This is a genomic window from Patescibacteria group bacterium, assembly GCA_034659915.1.
Lineage (GTDB): Bacteria > Patescibacteriota > WWE3 > JAUXAW01 > JAYEID01 > JAYEID01.
Map to the genome: position 1 here is coordinate 94,910 of JAYEID010000013.1, position 18,605 is coordinate 113,514.

Annotated in this window: 17 protein-coding genes and 1 tRNA gene; 14 read left to right on the forward strand and 4 right to left on the reverse strand. The window is 41.7% G+C overall.

What is annotated here, in order from left to right; genetic code table 11:
- The first annotated feature begins 1 nt into the window (after position 1).
- The 5 genes from U9M98_02290 to U9M98_02310 all read left to right on the forward strand — a co-directional run bounded on the left by U9M98_02290 (position 2) and on the right by U9M98_02310 (position 5,459).
- Positions 2-1,102 carry a hypothetical protein gene (locus U9M98_02290; protein ID MEA2020526.1) on the forward strand — a complete coding sequence of 367 codons (1,101 nt, stop codon included), beginning with the start codon at positions 2-4 and terminating at the stop codon, positions 1,100-1,102.
- A 119-nt stretch (positions 1,103-1,221) separates the two neighbouring features.
- Positions 1,222-2,193 carry a hypothetical protein gene (locus U9M98_02295; GenBank protein MEA2020527.1) on the forward strand — a complete coding sequence of 324 codons (972 nt, stop codon included), beginning with the start codon at positions 1,222-1,224 and terminating at the stop codon, positions 2,191-2,193.
- Positions 2,194-2,395: 202 nt separating this feature from the next.
- The gene (locus tag U9M98_02300; protein ID MEA2020528.1) at positions 2,396-3,325 is read left to right on the forward strand and encodes a hypothetical protein; all 930 of its coding nucleotides are present in this window, start codon (positions 2,396-2,398) and stop codon (positions 3,323-3,325) included.
- Between the two features lie 15 nt (positions 3,326-3,340).
- Entirely contained in the window at positions 3,341-4,399 is a 1,059-nt protein-coding gene (locus U9M98_02305; GenBank protein ID MEA2020529.1) for an Ig-like domain-containing protein, read from the forward strand.
- A gap of 16 nt (positions 4,400-4,415) precedes the next feature.
- Positions 4,416-5,459 carry a cohesin domain-containing protein gene (locus U9M98_02310; GenBank protein ID MEA2020530.1) on the forward strand — a complete coding sequence of 348 codons (1,044 nt, stop codon included), beginning with the start codon at positions 4,416-4,418 and terminating at the stop codon, positions 5,457-5,459.
- 34 nt (positions 5,460-5,493) lie between these two features.
- Here the strand turns inward: U9M98_02310 and U9M98_02315 are convergent, their stop codons facing one another.
- Positions 5,494-6,666 carry a hypothetical protein gene (locus tag U9M98_02315; protein MEA2020531.1) on the reverse strand — a complete coding sequence of 391 codons (1,173 nt, stop codon included), beginning with the start codon at positions 6,664-6,666 and terminating at the stop codon, positions 5,494-5,496.
- Positions 6,667-6,780: 114 nt separating this feature from the next.
- Here U9M98_02315 and U9M98_02320 point away from each other — a divergent pair, with 114 nt between their 5' ends.
- Positions 6,781-7,413 (forward strand): ferric reductase-like transmembrane domain-containing protein, encoded by a 633-nt coding sequence (locus U9M98_02320; GenBank protein MEA2020532.1) that lies wholly within the window; start codon positions 6,781-6,783, stop codon positions 7,411-7,413.
- Between the two features lie 157 nt (positions 7,414-7,570).
- Here U9M98_02320 and U9M98_02325 read toward each other — a convergent pair.
- Positions 7,571-7,644 (reverse strand) — tRNA-Gln (locus U9M98_02325).
- 104 nt (positions 7,645-7,748) lie between these two features.
- On the opposite strand from U9M98_02325, the gene U9M98_02330 reads away from it, so the two are divergent.
- The 7 genes from U9M98_02330 (at position 7,749) to U9M98_02360 (ending at position 13,781) form a co-directional block, all read left to right on the forward strand.
- Complete coding sequence (locus tag U9M98_02330) at positions 7,749-8,420, forward strand: lycopene cyclase domain-containing protein (protein ID MEA2020533.1); 672 nt, start codon at positions 7,749-7,751, stop codon at positions 8,418-8,420.
- Between the two features lie 55 nt (positions 8,421-8,475).
- Positions 8,476-8,979, forward strand: coding sequence for an excalibur calcium-binding domain-containing protein (locus tag U9M98_02335; GenBank protein MEA2020534.1), 504 nt, complete (start codon positions 8,476-8,478; stop codon positions 8,977-8,979).
- Between the two features lie 77 nt (positions 8,980-9,056).
- Entirely contained in the window at positions 9,057-9,740 is a 684-nt protein-coding gene (locus U9M98_02340) for a VTT domain-containing protein (protein ID MEA2020535.1), read from the forward strand.
- A gap of 50 nt (positions 9,741-9,790) precedes the next feature.
- Positions 9,791-10,789 (forward strand): gluconeogenesis factor YvcK family protein, encoded by a 999-nt coding sequence (locus U9M98_02345; GenBank protein ID MEA2020536.1) that lies wholly within the window; start codon positions 9,791-9,793, stop codon positions 10,787-10,789.
- A gap of 37 nt (positions 10,790-10,826) precedes the next feature.
- Complete coding sequence (locus tag U9M98_02350; protein MEA2020537.1) at positions 10,827-11,039, forward strand: hypothetical protein; 213 nt, start codon at positions 10,827-10,829, stop codon at positions 11,037-11,039.
- Between the two features lie 127 nt (positions 11,040-11,166).
- Positions 11,167-11,688, forward strand: coding sequence for an NYN domain-containing protein (locus tag U9M98_02355; protein MEA2020538.1), 522 nt, complete (start codon positions 11,167-11,169; stop codon positions 11,686-11,688).
- Between the two features lie 200 nt (positions 11,689-11,888).
- Positions 11,889-13,781, forward strand: coding sequence for a DUF2207 domain-containing protein (locus tag U9M98_02360; protein ID MEA2020539.1), 1,893 nt, complete (start codon positions 11,889-11,891; stop codon positions 13,779-13,781).
- Here U9M98_02360 and U9M98_02365 read toward each other — a convergent pair.
- Complete coding sequence (locus U9M98_02365; GenBank protein MEA2020540.1) at positions 13,778-15,145, reverse strand: HD domain-containing protein; 1,368 nt, start codon at positions 15,143-15,145, stop codon at positions 13,778-13,780. The two genes, U9M98_02360 and U9M98_02365, sit on opposite strands and share 4 nt — an antisense overlap.
- 83 nt (positions 15,146-15,228) lie before the next feature.
- Between U9M98_02365 and U9M98_02370 the strand changes: the two genes are divergently transcribed.
- Positions 15,229-17,013: a VanW family protein gene (locus U9M98_02370; GenBank protein MEA2020541.1), complete on the forward strand. Its 1,785-nt coding sequence runs from the start codon at positions 15,229-15,231 to the stop codon at positions 17,011-17,013.
- An 84-nt stretch (positions 17,014-17,097) separates the two neighbouring features.
- On the opposite strand, the gene U9M98_02375 is transcribed toward U9M98_02370, so the two are convergent.
- A complete protein-coding gene (locus tag U9M98_02375; GenBank protein ID MEA2020542.1) occupies positions 17,098-18,561 on the reverse strand; it encodes a RelA/SpoT family protein in 1,464 nt (487 codons plus the stop codon).
- Between the last annotated feature and the right edge of the window lie 44 nt (positions 18,562-18,605).

Genomic DNA, 18,605 nt, shown 5'->3' on the forward strand with positions numbered 1-18,605 from the left:
AATGAAAAATTTGCTCATTTCCAAAAATAAAAACAAAGCTAAAAAGTTAAAGAGATTAGGTATTTGCGCTGGGTTTTTGTTAGTTTTGGTAGTTTTCTTTTTTTCGGGTTCCGTTTTGCAGGTGGGGGCGGCTGATGGTGCAGAGGAAACAACTGCTTCTGCGGGGGCTTCGGGAAATATGCCTCTTATGCAGTTAGAAAGTGCTGAGCCGGAAAAAGCAGCTTTGGGTGTTTCCCCGGTAATTATTGAACTTATTTTGGAACGGGGTCGAAGCACAGAAAAGAAAATAACTGTTTTTAACATAACCAACTTCCCCCTACCTGTTAAGGGAAACACGGAGAGCTTTTTTGTGTTGGAAGATGTGGAACCGGGTGCCGAAGAAATTTTTGATGTTTCTTCTTGGGTAAGTATTGAACCCGCAGATTTCATTCTCCAACCCCGTGAGCACAAAGAGGTTAAAATATCAATTGATGTTCCCCCGGAAGCCGAGCCGGGAGGGCATTATGCTTCTATTTATTTTCAACCGCTGATTCCGGTGGAAGTTCTTTCCCCGCAGACCGCTTTTCTGACTGCGCGGGTAGGTACTTTAGGGTTCTTTGTGGTTCAAGGTGAAATTGTGGAGAAAGCGGAGCTGGGTGAATTGGAGGTAAGAACGCTTCAGCAGTTTGGACCTGTAGATTTTAAGTTCCCGATTAGAAATGCGGGAAATGTGCATCTTTTGCCTGCGGGGGAAGTGATAATAACTGGTTTTTTGGGGAATGAAAAAGAAAAACTAGAGATATCTCCCAGCGCAATTTTGCCGCAGACAACCAAGGAAATAACTGCTCAGTGGGATAAGAAATATCTTTTTGGTAAGTTTTCTGTAGAGGTAAATATTTCTTACGGGAGCGAGAATAAAAAATTGGTGGCCGGACCGGTAGATTTTTGGGTTGTCCCTTGGCTCTCACTCTTAATTGGGGGCAGCTTGTTGACAGCTGTCTTGGTTTTCTGCATAATGTTTAGGAGACGGGTGGGTTTGGCGCTGACTGCGCTTTTCAACCCGGAAAAACTTAGTGAAAAGGAACGGAGGGGAATTAACCTTCTCCCGCGTAAGGATAATTAATTTTAGAAATTACCCAATTTTTGAAAAGGGGGTGAAACAGAATAAGTAACAATATGCAATTTGCACGCAAATTTAAGAAACTCTTGCCTATTTTTATACTAGGAGGATTATTAGCGTGGATGAGAGTAAGCACGGTTCATGCGGCAACGCTGACCGGAGGTTCGGTAAGCTTGAGCGATTCCCGCCCGGATCAAACTAGCGTGGAATATGATTCCGAGTGGAGTAATGTAACCCAATCAAACATTAAATGTATTAAGATCCAGTTTAATACTGCTGCTGACGGAAGTGGGAGTGTTCCTTTGACTTCTACTGGTGGTACTGTGGATACCACTAATACGGATTATGTTGACGTAAGTACGTGGACCACTGATTTCACAACTAACGGTACGGTTACAATAACAGACTCAACGGGTGCCGCACCGACCAGTTCCTCTAACCTGACAATTGCTTTGGACGGAATTACCAACGGTTCCACTGCGGATACCGGTTATTATTATATCCTTAACACCTATGACAATACGGATTGTTCCACGAGTCCTGTGGACGAAGGTACAGTAACCTTTATCTATACCGAGGGGCAGTCTGTATCTATGACTGTGGACCCGTCCATTAGTTTCTCCCTTGCTTCTGTGGGGTCGGGTGTATTAGTGAACGGGGCAACTACTACTGAGGCTAGCACTACAACTACCATTCCTTTGGGAACGGTTACAGATACCACCAATGGAATTACAGCGCACGACCTTACGGTAAGCACCAATGCGGAAAACGGTTACACGGTTTACGCCCGCTATACCGGTCAGCTGACTTACAGCACGGCTACAATTGACGATCATACGGGAGATCATACTACGCCTACGGAAATGTCTGTGGGGACTGAGGCGTTTGGTTACACTACCGAAGATACTGACCTTTCTCAGTTTCAGCCAAACAAGTGGGCTGGGTTTACCAGTACTAATGCTTCAGTGGCCACCAATACGACGGCGGCTTCCAGTGAAACAACCCGTATCGGTTACCAAGCGGGAATTAGCAGCACAACGGAGGCGGGGACTTACACAACTACTGTTATCTTGACTTGCACGCCCACCTACTAAAAACGCTCGTTGGAGAGTTTTTAGAGGTGGCGGCAAGTTGGGGGGTGGGGGCTTTGTTGTTTATTTGAATTGCCGGTAGGCACCAAAGCGGCGCCCCACAAGCAGGCTTGTGACTTCCTGCGAAGGGCGGGGGTGTTTTAGAGGCACCCCTTTGTTCCTTGCCTTGAATAATAAAGCTTGAATTAATTTTTTGATTTGTGTTATGAAACTTAAACTGGTTACAATTGTAATTTTTTCTTTCTTCTTGTTTTTCCCTTTCCAAAGAGCGCGGGCGCAGGAAATGGTTACTCTTAGTGTTTCGCCGCCGGTTTTTGAGCTTACAGCTAATCCGGGGGATACGCTCAAGAATGTGATTCGGGTGAGTAACCCCCACGAGGAGCCGCTTAAAGTTTCGGTGGATACCCGCAATTTTGTGGCGGTGGGTGAGGTTGGCTCGGTGGGGCTTACGGAGGAAGAAACGCCCTATTCTTTAGCTTCCTGGATAAGTGTAACCCCTACTCAGGTTGAAATCCCCGGCGAATCCAGCTGGTATTTTAATGTTGAAACAAATGTTCCCTTGAACGCAGAACCCGGCGGTCATTTTGGTTCCGTGGTTTTTAAAACAGGCGGCGGCGCTGTCCAGCAGACCGGTGCTGCAGTTACTCAGGAGTTGGGTTCTTTGTTTTTGCTGAGGGTTTCGGGAAAGGTAACTGAAGACGGTCGGGTGGAAAGCTTTTCAGCAGAGAAAAAGTTTTGGGAATACGGTCCTATCCGGTTTGATCTGCGGGTGGAGAACAACGGCAATGTGCATATCAAACCGCAGGGGAAAATAGCAATTACTAACATGTTAGGAAAAGAGGTGGCTGAGGTGGATGTTAAGCCGCAAAATGTTTTACCTGATGCGGTCCGCAAGTTTTCACCAACCTGGGAAAAAGAAATTCTTTTTGGAAAATACACAGCAACCGCATCTCTGGTTTACGGCAGTGATAGCGAGGTTTTAAATGCAACTACGAGTTTCTATGCTTTCCCCTACAAAGTAGGGGGTGCGGTTTTGGCTGGCCTAATTGTTATTGGCTTTTTGCTCTACCGTGGTCGAAGAAGAATAGCCTTAGCCCTACGGATACTGTTTGGGAAACATGAAGACAAGGCCTAATATGAAAAAAAGATTATGGAAGAACTTTATAGCTTACAGAGAATTTCTCCCTCCTTCTTAGGTACAACTAAGATTGTTCTCTTTAATATCCTCTTTGTTTTTTTGTTCTTTTTAATCTCTCTTGCTTCTCCAAAACTTGTCTGTGCAGGAACAGAATTGAATGTTACTATGCAGGTTCACGATACAACCTTTATTGTTACAGGCAGGACTAGTCCTAATGCTAAGGTAACAGTGCTGGAAGACAATTCTGTAATTGGTACTACCCTTGCGGGCGGTGATGGTAGCTTTTCCAAAGAATTTCCGGCGCAGGATACTGGCGTTCATAACTACGGTTTTTATTCTACTGATAGCGAAGGTAGAGATACCTCCACTATTAATTACTCGGTTTCTTTGTTTTCTCATACGGTGACCACACTTTCTAATCTAATCTTGCCCCCCACCTATGAACTTAGCGCTACAGAAATTACTGCCGACGAAGACCTTCTGGTGGAAGGTTCGGCAGTGCCCAGTTCCCAAGTTGTTTTGTATTTTTCCAAGGCTGGAAGTTCGGAAATTTCCTCGCATACTGTGAAGGCTGGGAGTACTGGAAGGTGGGAATATTCTCTGGGTTTGGATTCTTTGGGCGAAGGAACATACGAAATTTATGGTCAAGTAACAACTGTTGATGGTTATCAAAGCGATGCGGGCAGCGTGCTTGGTTTCGAAGTTACGGCTCCTCCCGAAGAGGAGGAGGAGGAAGAAGAGCTAGTTTCTCCGCCTGTCTCGGTTGAGGAAGAAGTAGCGCCATCTCCCACTTTAGTTGAGGAAGAAGAGGAGGAAGGTCCAAAGCTTCCTGATTTTATGAGTGTTTTTGATCCAGATGGAGACGGCAGGATTAGCAAAAGCGAAGTTTTTGATGCAGTAAAGTCTTGGGTTCACAGTTGGCGAGATTATTTGTCTGATTTAGTTGCTGATGAACAATTGCAAGAGCCTCCGTTGGAGAAGAGAACGTGTGATTTGAATAATGATGGAAAATGTAACTTGCGTGACTTTTCTATACTACTGTACTATATAGAAAGAGAGGAGGGTGGGTAATACTGCCAGATTCATTATGGAAAAGAAAGATTCACAAACACAACTAACCGTTACGCTTGTATTAGTTGGTTTTTTCAAAGTAATACTTTTGGGTATAGTTTCTTGGTTGTTGTTGCATTTCTTTGCTTTGGTGGGGTTTTTTGTTGCCTTGTCATTGCCTTTGTGGTGGTTGTTCTTCCCACGCCGTATCCCTTGTATTGGCTGTCAGACCAGAGAAGAAGGTGAGTATTGTCCTCTTTGCGGTAAGGAGGTGCGGGAGGGTTCTCCACGTTCGTTTCGGAGTATGGCTGCCCATATGGGTATTTTCCTCCTCTTATTTCTTGTTTCCCTTGGTGTTATTTATGCTGAACGAGAGATATTGGAAGGGTTGGATATTTCCTTAACGCCAAAGACAGCAACTTTTGAGATCCCTCCCCGCGCGCAGTACCGTTTGGGAGAGATTTTTCCAATGAGGATTACACTTACAGGTATTAAACGTTCTATCAATGCAGTTCAGGCTGATTTTAGCTTTGACCCCCGCCGGTTGGAGCTAGTTGAAATTTCTACTAGGGAATCTTTTGCCTCTGTTTTTATTCAGAAGGAAATTGATAATAAGACAGGTTATGGTCGTTTAGCTGGGGGTGTTCCCAGTCCGGGCTTTTCTCAGGAAAGAGGTGTTTTTGGTACTGTTTATTTTCGTGGCAAGACTCCCGGCTTGGCTGATGTTGAGTTTTTACCTTCTTCTATGATTTTAGCTAATGACGGGCGGGGTACTAATGTTTTAAAAGGGTTGGCATCTTCCCATTACCTTGTCCTTCCTGAAGAAGTTTTGGATACAGAACGTGAACTTCAAGAATCGGCACTGATCCTCGAAGTTTTGGGTACTGAGGAGGAACGTAAAGAACAGATGCTCTTTTTTGAGCCGGGCGAAAAGGTTTTGGGAGGGGATGTGGAAGAAGATCAGATTACGCCGAGCCGGACATTTGGTTTGGGACGGAGCTTGCTTAGGGTTTTGAATAGGTTTAATAGACTTGTTATTAATTTTTGGCGCGAAATGTTTGCCTTCGTATTTTCTAGTTAGTCGTTTCTTGCTCCGGGTTTTTTGGGAATAAAAGTTAAGATTGGTCTTCGGGTTTTGGTTGAGGTTCTTTTGTTGCTTTTGGTTTCTTACTACTGGAAAGTAACTTGCCTGTTGCAAAGCCTAAGACAAATCCGAGAATCAAAGCGCCAACACCAACTCCAATAAGGAGGATTTTATTTACACCTTCAGTTATTGTAGCTAAGAAACCCGCTGCTTCTTTCGTAGCAATATCTCTTGCGTCTATTCCTGAATTTGTGTCTCTTTGTGTAGTGTCCAATTCAGTTGGAAGCTCATCTTCCTCAAAATACTCTCGCGCCTCAGAAAGAGGTAGTATTGAAGTTTCTAGATCATAAGCTAAGACACCCTCATCTTTTTGTGAGCCATAATCTATTTCCAAATAATATGTGTCTGACTTTTCAGCCAAGAAGGGAGCAGTTACAACCGCACCTTGGTTGGGCCACCCATGTCTTTCTAATTCCTTACGAGAAGAGTCGTAAAAAACTATAGCATCAAAGCTTGCGTTGCTTGGTGGTGTTATTGTTACAACTAGAACTTGTCCTCTGTTTACATCCACACTGTAAAAGTCAGCATCATCTGTACCACTCCCACGTCCTACTAGGTATCCTGTGTAGGTACCTTCTGTTAGGGGCACAGCTTTTTCAAAAGAATTACCAGCGTCAGATTCTGCTCCTCCGTCAAAATAGCTAACCTTTTCTATTTCTAAGCTGTAAGAGGAAAGATCTCCGTCGCGGCTTACTTCAATTACAATATAGTATTCATAGATAGTTTTTTCTGTTCCGGGAAGCCACGAGACTTCAAGATCACTAGGTTCACTTGCGTGCTGCGATTCTCGTGCAAGCTCACTTCGGTCTGCATCATAGAGTATTAATGAGGCACCAGTATCTCCTTCAAAATTCCCAGTTGCAGTCACTTGTTCTCCCGGGCGGAAGCCAGAAACTTTAAAATATTTCTTTTCGCCTGAGGGAACACTTGCGCCAGATTCATAGGAACCTGTATCAAGTTCTTCTGCATTTTCAAAACTATCGCCTCCGCTTATTACTGTTGTCTGTTCAGCATTAGTTGTGGTTGAAAATCTACTAGTATCTTCTTGGGCTAAAGCGGGATTGAAAACTGAATATAAAGGGAGGAGAAGGAGAGGGCTCAATAGGGTTAAAATAATCTTTTGGCAGGTTTTTGCTCTATTCATAAGTAATCTGTACTTTCAAGCTACCAAGATCAAAAATACGTGTCAAGGACATTGGAGAGAAACTGCTTTACATAGAAGTGTCTTTATGGCTAAATAAATTTGGAAGAAAACTTTATGGATGCTAGAAACACATTACTCCAACATTTTATAGTTGCTGTCTTTACTTTAGGGCTGGCTTTTGTATTTAACCAGGTTTTTGGTATTCGCTGGTCCACTTCTTTTGCGCGTGTTTCTTTTATTTTACTGTTCTTGACATTACTTATTGGTCCTGTAATGAAGTTGCGGAAGCCTAGGGTAGTTTCAACTCCTTTAAAGCTACCCTGGAGTTGGCGAAGCGAGTTGGGGATTTGGTTTACTATTGCTTCTTTGATTCATGTCTATTTTGTAATGGGTGGGCGACCGAATTGGGATTTGATGAAAGCTTTGGGAGGCGGAATTGGTGGGGGCGGCTATGGTTTTGCCAATCTTATTGGTTTAGTTGGGTTGGTTTGGGCACTTGTTCTTACTGCTACTTCTTTTGGGAAGGTAATTAAGTGGTTGGGAGTTGAGTCTTGGCGCTGGCTTCACTCTTTTACTTATGTAATATTTTATTTAGTAACAGCACACTCACTTTATTTTCAGTTCTTCTCAACTTATGGTGGTGGGCCAGATGCGTTTGGATACATGTACCTTGTAATGTTTTGTGTAATAACAGTTTTGCAACTAGCTGCTTTTGTAAAGATTGTTTTGGGGCAAGAAAGAAGCTAAAATATTTTTTACAACCTTCCTGCTATTCTCTCTTCTTTACTACAACCCCGTCTACTTTGGTACAGTTCTAGTATTATTTAAAAATTTTGTTTGAATTTGGCTTTGATGAAGTGGGGAATTGGTTGGCACGCTGAGCGTGCCTAAACCACGCTTAGCGTGGTTGCCGGGCTAGGATTCGAACCTAGATTTTCGGGACCAAAACCCGACGTCCTACCATTAGACGACCCGGCATGGAAGTATAGGTTTATTATATCAAAAACTTATGTTGAAAGCGAGAACTGAATGTTAATTTTATATTTTGTTAACTACCCAGTGTGTTATTCTTGGGATTAAGAATGGATTATTTTTATCTAGTTGGAATATTGCTAGCTTTACCCTTTTGGGTTTTTCTTTTTATTAGAAAAGAGCACCGAAAAGAAATATTGATAATGGGGTTAATTTTTGGTGTTGCTGCCGTGGTTATTGAACATGCCTATGCTAAATGGGATTACTGGCACCCAGTTTATATTTTTCCTAAAGTGCCGTTTGAAGATTTTTTATACGGTGTTGTGTATGGTGGTATTAGTTCTGAATTGTATGAGATATTTTGGAAAGTAAAAGATTCAGAATTCCCAAGACATGAAACATACAAAGAGTTTTTTCTTTTAGGTATATTGCTGGTAGCAGGAACTTTTTGGTTACTTGTAGATACATTGGCACTAAATTCTATAACCGCGCACATTGTTCCTCCAATTATAGTTGGTATAATTGTAGGCTCCTTGAGAAAGGAGTTGGTTAAGTTCCAGCTTTTTAATGGGGTTGTGATTGCTCTGCTAACTTTTGGGGTGTTTAAGCTTTTATTTTTAATTTACCCTGGGATGATAGAAAAATATTGGATGCTGGAGAACTTAAGCGGTGTTTTTGTACTGCAAGTGCCAGTTGAAGAACTTCTTTTCGCTTTCGCAGTAGGTTTTGGAGCAAGCTGTTTTTATGAGCTAGCTTTTGGGTATGCGTTGGTTAAAAAATAGTTTTTTAATCCTTTTGGTAATTGACATTAACTTCCAAGTTCTCTATCATTGAGTTATGGCAGAAGAAAGAGATTCTGCGCAACAACCGCAGAAGTCAGATCAAAAAGAAGGATCCTCCTCTTCCAGCTTACGGGCTAATAAAAAATTTCGGCTTGGTGTTATTGCAATACTTTTGATTATTGTAGCTGTTCTCTTCTTTGTTTGGGAAAAGGCACGGATTATCTTGGTAGTAGCTTTTGTAACTCTACTTGCAGCTTTTGGGCTTGAAGCTACTGAACACGATTGGGATTTGGGGAAGTTAATAGAAACTGGTTCTTTCCAAGAATCAAAAGTTGCTCGAGACGCGTCGGGAAATATCCTATTTGACAAGGAAGGCAACATAACAACCGATTCCTCTGTAGGAAAACCTGCCGATGATTACAACTGCTCAGACTTTGAAACCCAACAGGAAGCACAAAGGTTTTTTGAGAGGCTTGGTGGAACAGAAAATGATGTCCACCGCCTTGATGGAGATAATGATGGTATTGCCTGTGAAGCTCTTCCAAGTGAGCGAGACTAAACTTTCTTTTCCCAACTCCAAATAGCTTCTGGCCGTTTGTTGACTTATTTTTATGTGTTTTGTACCATTAACAGCGTATGTTTGCTAATTTTACACAAGCAGTTTTAGAGTGGGTTCAAAATTACCGCGCCTTTGGCGTGTTTTTAGGTGGTTTTGCAGAAGCAATAATTGTGCCCATTCCCTCTCCTCTTATTACCATGTCTGCGGGATTTCTTTTAGTTCCTGAAAGAATTCTTATTCAGGCGTTGCCGCAACTTTTTGCTAAAATTGCTGTACCCTACGCAGTGGGTGCAACATTGGGTAACCTAACAGTTTACTGGCCTACTTATTATGCAGGTAAATTTTTTGTAGATAAGTTTTCTAAGTTTTTGGATTTTTCTTGGCGGGATGTGCAGCTTATTAAGTTGAAATTTGATGAGGGTACTTGGGATGAAAAAATTATTGTTATTCTTCGTGCAGTACCTCTTTTTCCTGTGTCTTTAATTACGGCAGTAGGTGGTGCCTTGCGATTAGAATGGAAAAAGTTTTTTCTTTTAAGCTGTTTAGGCTTGGTGCCGCGTGGTTTTATTTTAGCTATTGTGGGTTGGTGGTCGAAGGATACTTATATGTCTTTAGCTGAAGGTTTGGATAGAGTAGAAACTTATGTTTCTCTGGGTTTTTTAGTTCTAACTTGGGTTGTTTTTTACGTTCTGTATCGCAACAGAGAACGTTGGCTAATTGGTAATTCAGATCCTTCCAAACTAGAAGACCTCGACAGTTAGATTTAGTTGTCCTTTGTGAGCTTTTAGTTTTTTTCTCGTTAAATAATAAAGTGAAAGATAAAAGAATTGTTTGCATTGGGGGAGGTACAGGTAGCCTTGTTGTCCTCTCTGGTCTAAAGGAATATACTAACCCCTCAGCAATTGTTTCCATGGCAGATAGTGGGGGTAGTGCTAAGAAGGAACGCGACGAGTGGGGGCTTTTGCCTGTTTCGGATGTGAGGAAAGCGCTTCTTGCTTTGGCGGAAGTTGATGATGAGCGCTCGCGGGTTTTGCGCGAACTTTTTAACTACCGGTTTGCAAATGGAGTGGGTTTGTCGGGAATGACTTTTGGCAATTTACTACTAGTTGCTCTTACCAATGTTCTTAATTCGCAATCCGATGCAATTCAAGAGGCATCCCGCCTTCTTAACATCAAGGGTGATATTTACCCGGTTACGTATGAGCAAACTAATTTGGTAGTAACTTATTCAGATGGGACAGAAATTGTGGGGGAACATGTACTAGATCAATTTTTGGAAAGGTACCCTGAAAAAGAGAACGTGCGGGTAGAAAACTTTTATCTTTTGCCTTCTGCAGAAGCTAATCCACGTGCGTTAGAAGTGATTGAGAGTGCAGATCTTATTGTTTTTCCACCTGGTGACTTATATGGGAGTATTCTTGCCAATTTGGCAGTTGGTGGTATACCTGAGGCAGTTTGCAGATCGGGTGCAAAGAAAATATACATAATGAATTTGGTAACAAAATTTGGTCAGACCAATAGTTTCAAAGCCTCGGGTCATGTGATGGAGCTCGAAGAATGTTTAGGTTGCTCTTTGGATTATATCTTGGTCAATGATGCGCCAATGCCCAAGGGTGTGCTTGAGCGTTACAGGGAGGAAAAGTCCTTTCCGGTGGTCGATAATTTAGGGGAGGACAGACGGGTTATTCGAGGTGATTTTTTGGCTGAAGAGCTACCACGGAAACAGGAGGGTGATAAGTTAAAGAGAAGCTTTGTTCGCCACGATCCGGCTAAACTTGCCAAGACACTGAGTGATTTGGGATCCTCGTAAGCTATTTTCTTTAATATTTCTGTGATAAAATTTCGTTATGAGTATTTCTTGTGCAGATTTGCAGGAAGAAACAAAGAAAATTTACGAGCGCAATGGGTGGGAGACTAATTCAACATTGCTCACTGTGGCTATGGGGGAGGAGTTGGGTGAACTTTGGTGTTTCTCTACGGACTCAGGGCTCAATCTTTTGTCCTTCGACTCCATCCCCCGACCTGTTGGGAGACGTCGCTCAGGACCAAAGAAATTCTAGAGCTCATTTTATTCGCTAAGTAGCCCCGAACCAGAATTCCGGCAGACTGGAATACGGTTTAGGGCTTAATTCCGACCATCTAAATTCTCGGAAGAATTTAGGGTCTCATTAAGGGAGGTGATAAATTATGGCATTTGAAAAAGATTTTAGAAAGCATCCATCCCAACGAGTGGGAGTTTTTGTAGATGTTCAAAATATGTATTACTCAGCAAAAAACCTTTTTGATGGTGCGAAGGTAGATTTTGGGCAGGTCCTTTCTGCTGCTGTTTCTGGGCGCCAACTAATTCGGGCAATGGCTTATGTAATTCGTGCTGATGTAGGAGAAGAAGAAGCTTTTTACGAGGCACTTCAAAAACAAGGTTACGAAGTTATGGCTAAGGAATTGCAGGTTTTTGCTGGTGGTGCAAAAAAAGGTGATTGGGATGTAGGATTGGCAATTGATGCTATTCGTGCTGCTGACAAGTTGGATACTATTGTGTTAGTTGGTGGTGATGGCGACTTTGCTCCTTTGGTAGATTATTTGCAAAACAATAAAGGCTGTCGTGTGGAAGTGGTTGCGTTTGAAAAGACTTGTTCCAGTAAGTTAATTGAGGAGGCGGATGACTTTTTGGATTTGGGTAGTGATAAAGAGCGGTTTTTGATAGAGTAACGGATTTAAGATATGTTTTCGCTTCAAGCATTTATTCTTATCCATTACGTGCTATAAAATCCCAAAATTCAAATTACGAGTTCCAAAGGAATATAAAATTCTGAATTGCAATTTTTAGATTTAAATATGGTTGTAATTTGGTAATTGGTGTTTGTGATTTGTTTGTATCTTGGTATTTGGGATTTGGTGCTTAAGTTATAATGCGCAAACTTTTAGTAGGCTTTTGTATTGCAATTGTTTCAGTTTTAATTTTCCCCTCTAACCTTTTCGCTAAGGATTATTCTATTGGTGCAGTCGATATAAATGTTGATATTTACCAAGACCGTTCTTTTGAGATAACTGAATCCCGTGTATATAACTTTGACGGGAGCTTTTCTTGGGCAGATTTGTGGATCCCAACTAGGGTCACTCGCAACGGGAACAGTTATGACGTTTCTATTTCTAACTTTGAAGTTCGGGATGAGACTGGAAATTTGCTTGAAACAGAGACAAGTCAAAGAGAGGGTAAATTTTATGCTAAGTGGTTTTATTCTGCCCAAAATGAGAACAAAACTTTTATCTGGACCTACCATGTAGAAGGTGATGCAATTAAGAAATATGAGGATATTGCAGAGTTTTATTGGCGGGTAGTTGGGGATGAATGGGAAAAATCAGCTGGACCTGTGTCTGTTCTTGTTCGGTTGCCTTCGGGGGCAGAGGAAGAAGAAATTCAAGTTTATGGTCATTTGCCAACAGATGCGCTCTTAGATATTGGTGGTCCCAAGAAAACTGACTCAGAAATTATTGACTCGCAAACTGTTCGGTTTACTGTTCCTAGGCTGCCTGCAGAAACCTATTTGGAGGTGCGAGTTCTCTTTCCCCCACAGCTTGTTTCTGGTCCAATCTCGGGAAAAAAATCTTTGGAAGAAATAAAAGTAGAGGAGAAGCAATTTGTAGAACAAACAGTTGCTACTTCTAAAAGAAGGCAGCTGGTTGCTAAGGCAGTTCTGGGGTATGTGTTTATTGTTATTCCTCTTTCTATTATTGTTTGGCTTTACTTTTATTGGCAGGCTTGGAAAAGGAAGGGCAGAGAGTACCAGTTTCCAGATATTCCCAAATATGTGCGGGAGTTACCTTCGGAGTTACCGCCAGCTATGGTTGATGTTCTTTTGAGGCAGGGCGGCAAGCCCAGTACTGATGCTTTTGTAGCTACTATTTTTGACTTAGCGCGAAGAGGGTATATCTCTTTGAAAGATGAAACAGAGATAAAAGCCGGTCTTCTACAAACTAGAAAAAAGATAAAGACAAATCTGATCCGCCAAGAAAAGGACATTAACGAGCTACGTGACTTTGAACAGATGATTTTAGAAATTCTTTTTAAGACTATTCCTGAGGGAAAGGATGGTAGCTTGTTTGGTGTTGTTGGTGCTGCTTTGGGTCAGGGTCAGGGTGAAGATCAAGCTGAATCTTCGTCGGAAGATGTTATACAGTTTGGCGATGTTGAAAGCTATATTAAAAATCACCAGCAGAGTTTCCGCAGGTGGTTTGAGCAGTGGCAAAAGGAGGTTGTGAATGAGGCAGAGGTTGGCGGTTATTTGGAAAAAGAGGGGAAAGAGCTTGCTAAGAAATTTTGGGTTATGTCAGCTTTGCTTTTATTTTTTGGTTCTCCAGTTATTCTTTTGGGAATTTTTCTTATTCCTAATCTCAAGCGGTGGAAAAAGGAGTGGGCAAGGGAAGCAGCGGAGTGGGTAGCTTTTCGTAAATTTTTGGATGACTTTTCTAGTTTTGAAGAGATTCCTCCCGAAGCTTATAAACTGTGGGAGTATTATTTGGTTTACGGTGTTCTTTTTGGGAATGCTGAGGCGATTTTGAATGCTTTGCCCGTGATTTTTGAAAACCCCCGCGCTGCGCAGCCTACTTGGTACTTAACAACTTCTGGTGGAAAAATTTCGGGAGCATCTCTTTCTTCAATTTCTTCTATGACTAATAGTATTGCCAATTTAAACTCTTCAATGCGTTCTGTTTCAGCCTCTTCTATGTCCTCTGGTAGTGGGGGTGGTTTTTCTGGTGGTGGGGGAGGGGGTGGTGGGGGTGGTGGAGGCGGTGCTGGCTAATTACTAGATACCTCAATAAAACTTCCACTAAGGATTTTTGCGCTTGGACCCATTTGCTTCTTGTCTAAGAGAACGGTGCTTTTTGCAGGGCGGTTGGTAGCTTTTAAGTAATCTTTTATAGTTGATCCCTCAGCTACAGGAACTACTCCTAGTTCTTTATCAATAACATATATATCTGGCTTTAAAACTTTTTCTGCAAGCTCACCCAAAAATTGCTCACTTTCTTCTTTCATAAAGTTTTCTTGCCATTCAATAAGTTTCTGTGTCCAGTACCGAATTTTTTCTACTTTTTCAGAATCTGTTTGTGCATGGGTTAGATGGATTGCTAAGCCAAAATCTGCACGTTGGTGCATGTTCTTGTCTCGAATTTGTATCTCAAAAATGGAGCCTGAGTTTTTGTCAAAAACGCGGGTATGCAAAGCTTCGTAACCGTTGGGTTTTGGTTGAGCAATAAAGTTACTAATTCCCACATGAGGTACGGGTTTGTAGTTTTCGTGAATAATTCCCAAAGCAGTGTAGCAATCTCTTTTTTTGGGAACTACTACACAGGTTATTACTAAGTCGTATACTTCGTCTAAATTTTTATTAATTTCTTTGCGGTGAAGTTTAGCAAATAGACTGTACCAATTTTTTCTGCGAGTTTCAGTTTTAATAAGTTTTAGCGGTTCTTTTTTAAAAATATGCTCTAATTCAAAGTTTATCGCTTTAATTATCTCTTCCCTTTTATCCATTGCTTGTTTTGCATACTCTGTTACCCATTGAAAGTCTTTTGGTCTTTGGGTTTTAAAACACAGTTCACGTAGGTCACCACTTACCTCGCTCATTCCCATCTTGTATGCTAGGGGAGCGTATACAGATCTTGTTTCTTCCGAAAGCTTGCTTTGGGCTTGTGGAGAAAGGTATTGGATAGTTTTCATATTGTGCAATCTGTCTGCTAATTTTATAACTACTACCCGAAGATCTTTAGACATGGCTAAAAACATTTTCCTCAGGTTATTGGCGAACTTTTCTTTCTTATTTCTATGAAAATCAACCTCGCTTACTTTTGTTACACCATCTACCAGGTTAGTGATTTGGGATCCAAACTCCTTCCTGATATTACTGAGGGTAAGGGGTGTATCTTCCACTACGTCATGAAGCAACCCTGCGCAAATGCTTTCGGTGTCTTGTTCCCATTTATTAAGGTTTTTTGCTGTTTCAAGAGGGTGAATAAAGTAAGGTTCGCCAGATTTTCTTAAGTCGCCCTGGTGTGCTTTCTGCGAAAAATCTAAAGCCTTTTTTATTTTTCGCAAATTAGGGTTTTGGGGGTTGTTTTTTAGTTCTTTTAGAAAAATGTTTCTTGCAGTGTCGAGATTATATTCCATAGTTTGTGCTATTTTCTAATTCCTCCCTGTTTTTGTCAATAATTCTCTTAAATTACTAGTAATGTTTATGGTACCATGCCTATATGATTTTAAAGAAGTTGAAAAAAAGTCTGAAGTCATTTTTACAAATTTTTCTTACGCGGGATTTTTGGATTTATTTTTCTAGTTCCTTGCTATTAGCTTTTTCAATAATTTTCTTTGCGTATCATTTAGCTTACGCTAGGAAAACTATTCCTGGAGTGCGAATGTTGGGTTTGGATTTAAGTAATAAGAGTGAACGCCAAACACTATCTCTACTAAAACCGCGTTTGGTGGAACTGGAATCTGCTAATTTGCAATTTTCTTATCAGGATAAGGTATTTTCTAAGAGTATGTATGAATGGGGTGTTCGTTATGATGCAACCTCTTCTGCCCAAAAAGCATTTGCTTTTGGAAGAAGTGGTCATGTTTTTAAGACAACTAAGGATAAGTTTCAGGCTGGTACGGCGGGAGTTTCACTTCTACCAGTAGCTTCCATTGACGAACAATCTTTTTCCGCTACTTTGTCTGAAGTTGCTGCTGATGTTGGCAAGCCAAAGGAGAATCCCTATTTTGCACTGGTTGAGGGTTCTTTGGAAGTTGTACCTGGTGAGAGTGGTTACGAGATTGATGAGAATAGCTTCCAAGAACTGATCTTGCGGGCGGCGCAGGAGCTTGACTTTTCTCAAAAAGAATTACCAATAGAAGAAGTGGAGCCAGACTACACTAAAGCAGATCTGGAAAATTTAGAGGTTGAGGTAGCGGAACTGTTGGTTTCCTCGCCCAAGCTTACGTTTGGATCTCGCACTTGGACCCTGTCTGAGCAAGAAATTCTTAAGCTTTTGGATTTCGAAGTAGCACCTGAAAATCCAAACAAAATACAAATTACTACTAATGAGGAGGGGCTTAGTTCTTTTGTTTCCTCCTTAGCAGCCTCCATAAACCAACCAATGCGCGGCGGTACTTTTGAGCTTCAGGATGGGCGTGTTATTGATTTTGCTTTACCCCAGCCAGGGTATCACTTGAAAGAAGAAGAGGCAAAACAAGTAGTTTCGGAAGTTGTTCTTGATCTCGAGAAAAGCGAAGTTGAATTGCCGGTGGAAGTTAAGGATGTACAGGCTAATGCAAATCAGTATGGAATTCGTTCTTTATTAGGAACAGGATCTTCCAATTTTAGCGGTTCTAGTTTGGGTAGAATTCATAATATTGACCTTGCCTCGTCCCGGCTGGATGGTATTTTGATTCCTCCTGGCGAAACTTTTTCTTTCAATGAGACGTTGGGTGACGTAAGCTCAGAAACCGGATACAAGACCTCCTATGTTATAAAGGATGGGCGTACTATTTTAGGGGTGGGTGGTGGAGTTTGTCAGGTTTCAACTACTATGTTCCGGGCAGCTCTAAATGCGGGGTTGCCAATTGTGGAGCGCGCAGCACACGCCTACCGAGTTCACTATTACGAGCAGGATAAGGGACCGGGGTTTGATGCTACTGTGTATTCCCCCTCGCCAGATGTTAAGTTTGAAAATGATACCCCAGCTCATGTGTTAATCAAACGTTATTACAACCCATCTACCTCTACCTTGCAGTTTTCTTTCTATGGTACTTCTGATGGGCGTACTGTTAATATTGTGGGTCCCATAATTCATTCTCAGACCCCTCCCCCGGAGCCAGAGTATATTGAAGATGAATCACTAGAACCGGGAGAAACAAAGCAGGTTGATTGGGCAGCTTGGGGTGCTAGGGTTACAGTGAAAAGAAAAGTGACCCGGGGTGGGGAAGTTTTGCATGAAGATAATTTTTATAGCAGTTACCAACCTTGGCGAGCTGTGTATTTAGTAGGGAAGGAATGAGAGGTTGCCTCTTTAACCTCCGGGGGCCTATTTTTATCTATTCAGTTTAGTTTTTTCTGATTACAAGTTACCAGTTACGAATTACTAGTTACCTCTTTTTAGCGCCTTTTTAATCTTACTCTTCGCTTCGTTGGTCTTAGCGCAATTTAACCAATCAGGTGAGGGTCCTTTACGGCTTTTATCGGTGAGGATTTCTACTACTTGTCCGGTTTGCAGTTTGGAATCTACCGCAATTAATTTTCCATCTGCCTTTGCTCCAGTGCAGCTGTTTCCGAGATCAGAGTGTATCTTGTAGGCAAAATCAATAGGAGTTGCTCCTTGAGGCAAGTCTAAAACATCTCCTTTGGGTGTGAGTACAAAGACCCTATCTGTATAAACATTTATTTTAAGTGCTTCTTCGAATTCCTTATTTCCTCGTGTTTTTTCTTTCCATTTAACTAAGTCTTTTAACCAGGATGTGTATTCCTTTGGTGCTCTTAATTGGCTTCCTTTTGTTCTTCCTAGTTCTTTATAAAAGGCGTGTGAGGCGGGACCGTATTCGTTGTATTCGTGCATTTTCCACGTACGGATTTGGAATTCGGCGATTCTGTTTTCCTCACAAAACACAGTGGTGTGAAGAGATTGGTATCCATTTGGTTTGGGATGGGCGATATAATCGCTAAACCTTTCCCCCGGTTCCCAAAAATTGTATACAATATCCAAAGTTTTATAGCACTCATCAGTTGTGTTTATAAGGATTCGAAAAGCTTGGACATCGTGCAATCTTTTCAGGTATTCCCGGCTTGTTTCTCCTGCTTGTTTCTCGCTCTGCATTTTTCTATAAATGCTGTAAAAGTGTTTAGGACGTCCGTAAATTTCTGCGTTGATTCCCTGCTTTCTCAATTCTTTTCTTATCTTTTTGCGCACCTTTTGAATATATTCGTTGCGGCCTTCTCTGGTTTCTTCTAGGAAGTTTTGAATTTCGGTGTGCGCTTTGTGGTTAAGGTACTTAAAAGCCCAGTCTTCCAACTGCCATTTGTAATAGTAAACGCCCAGGCGTTCAGCAATTGGCGCGTATATATCAAGAGCTTTTTGGGCTGTTTCTTCGCGTAGTTCTTCCGGTAAGCTTTCTATTGTTTTTAAGCTGTGTACTTTTTCTGCCAGTCGGATGAGCATTACGCGGATATCTTTGACTGTTGCCAAAAGAAGTTTTCTAAAATTTTCGGTTTGGGTCCAGCCGCCTGTTTTGGTTTTTACTTTTTTAATTACTGAAACCCCGTCAACAAGTTCGGCTACCTCTTTCCCAAAGTTTTTTTGTAGTGATTCTTTGGTTGTTTTTTCGTGTTCAATTGTGTCATGGAGAAGTCCCGCAGCAATGGCTGTACTCTCCATTTTTATATCTGCGAGAAGGTGGGCAACCTCCAGGCAGTGTTCAATTAACGGTTTCCCGCTTAAACGTTCTTCCCCTTCGTGGGCTTTTTGTGCATATTTGTAGGCTTTTTCAACTAGCCCAAAATCCGCATTGGGGTTATATTTCTTAATTTTGTTTTTCAGTTTGGTAATGCTCATTTTACTCTAGCTGGCCGTATACCGCCGCATTCCTTAGCCCCTGG

Bases quoted from the DNA above. Each gene is read 5' to 3' on its own strand.
- U9M98_02290 (MEA2020526.1), top strand. From the start codon at position 2: ATGAAAAATTTGCTCATTTCCAAAAATAAAAACAAAGCTAAAAAGTTA.
- U9M98_02295 (MEA2020527.1), top strand. From the start codon at position 1,222: ATGAGAGTAAGCACGGTTCATGCGGCAACGCTGACCGGAGGTTCGGTA.
- U9M98_02300 (MEA2020528.1), top strand. From the start codon at position 2,396: ATGAAACTTAAACTGGTTACAATTGTAATTTTTTCTTTCTTCTTGTTT.
- U9M98_02305 (MEA2020529.1), top strand. From the start codon at position 3,341: ATGGAAGAACTTTATAGCTTACAGAGAATTTCTCCCTCCTTCTTAGGT.
- U9M98_02310 (MEA2020530.1), top strand. From the start codon at position 4,416: ATGGAAAAGAAAGATTCACAAACACAACTAACCGTTACGCTTGTATTA.
- U9M98_02315 (MEA2020531.1), bottom strand. From the start codon at position 6,666: ATGAATAGAGCAAAAACCTGCCAAAAGATTATTTTAACCCTATTGAGC.
- U9M98_02320 (MEA2020532.1), top strand. From the start codon at position 6,781: ATGGATGCTAGAAACACATTACTCCAACATTTTATAGTTGCTGTCTTT.
- U9M98_02330 (MEA2020533.1), top strand. From the start codon at position 7,749: ATGGATTATTTTTATCTAGTTGGAATATTGCTAGCTTTACCCTTTTGG.
- U9M98_02335 (MEA2020534.1), top strand. From the start codon at position 8,476: ATGGCAGAAGAAAGAGATTCTGCGCAACAACCGCAGAAGTCAGATCAA.
- U9M98_02340 (MEA2020535.1), top strand. From the start codon at position 9,057: ATGTTTGCTAATTTTACACAAGCAGTTTTAGAGTGGGTTCAAAATTAC.
- U9M98_02350 (MEA2020537.1), top strand. From the start codon at position 10,827: ATGAGTATTTCTTGTGCAGATTTGCAGGAAGAAACAAAGAAAATTTAC.
- U9M98_02355 (MEA2020538.1), top strand. From the start codon at position 11,167: ATGGCATTTGAAAAAGATTTTAGAAAGCATCCATCCCAACGAGTGGGA.
- U9M98_02360 (MEA2020539.1), top strand. From the start codon at position 11,889: ATGCGCAAACTTTTAGTAGGCTTTTGTATTGCAATTGTTTCAGTTTTA.
- U9M98_02365 (MEA2020540.1), bottom strand. From the start codon at position 15,145: ATGGAATATAATCTCGACACTGCAAGAAACATTTTTCTAAAAGAACTA.
- U9M98_02370 (MEA2020541.1), top strand. From the start codon at position 15,229: ATGATTTTAAAGAAGTTGAAAAAAAGTCTGAAGTCATTTTTACAAATT.
- U9M98_02375 (MEA2020542.1), bottom strand. From the start codon at position 18,561: ATGAGCATTACCAAACTGAAAAACAAAATTAAGAAATATAACCCCAAT.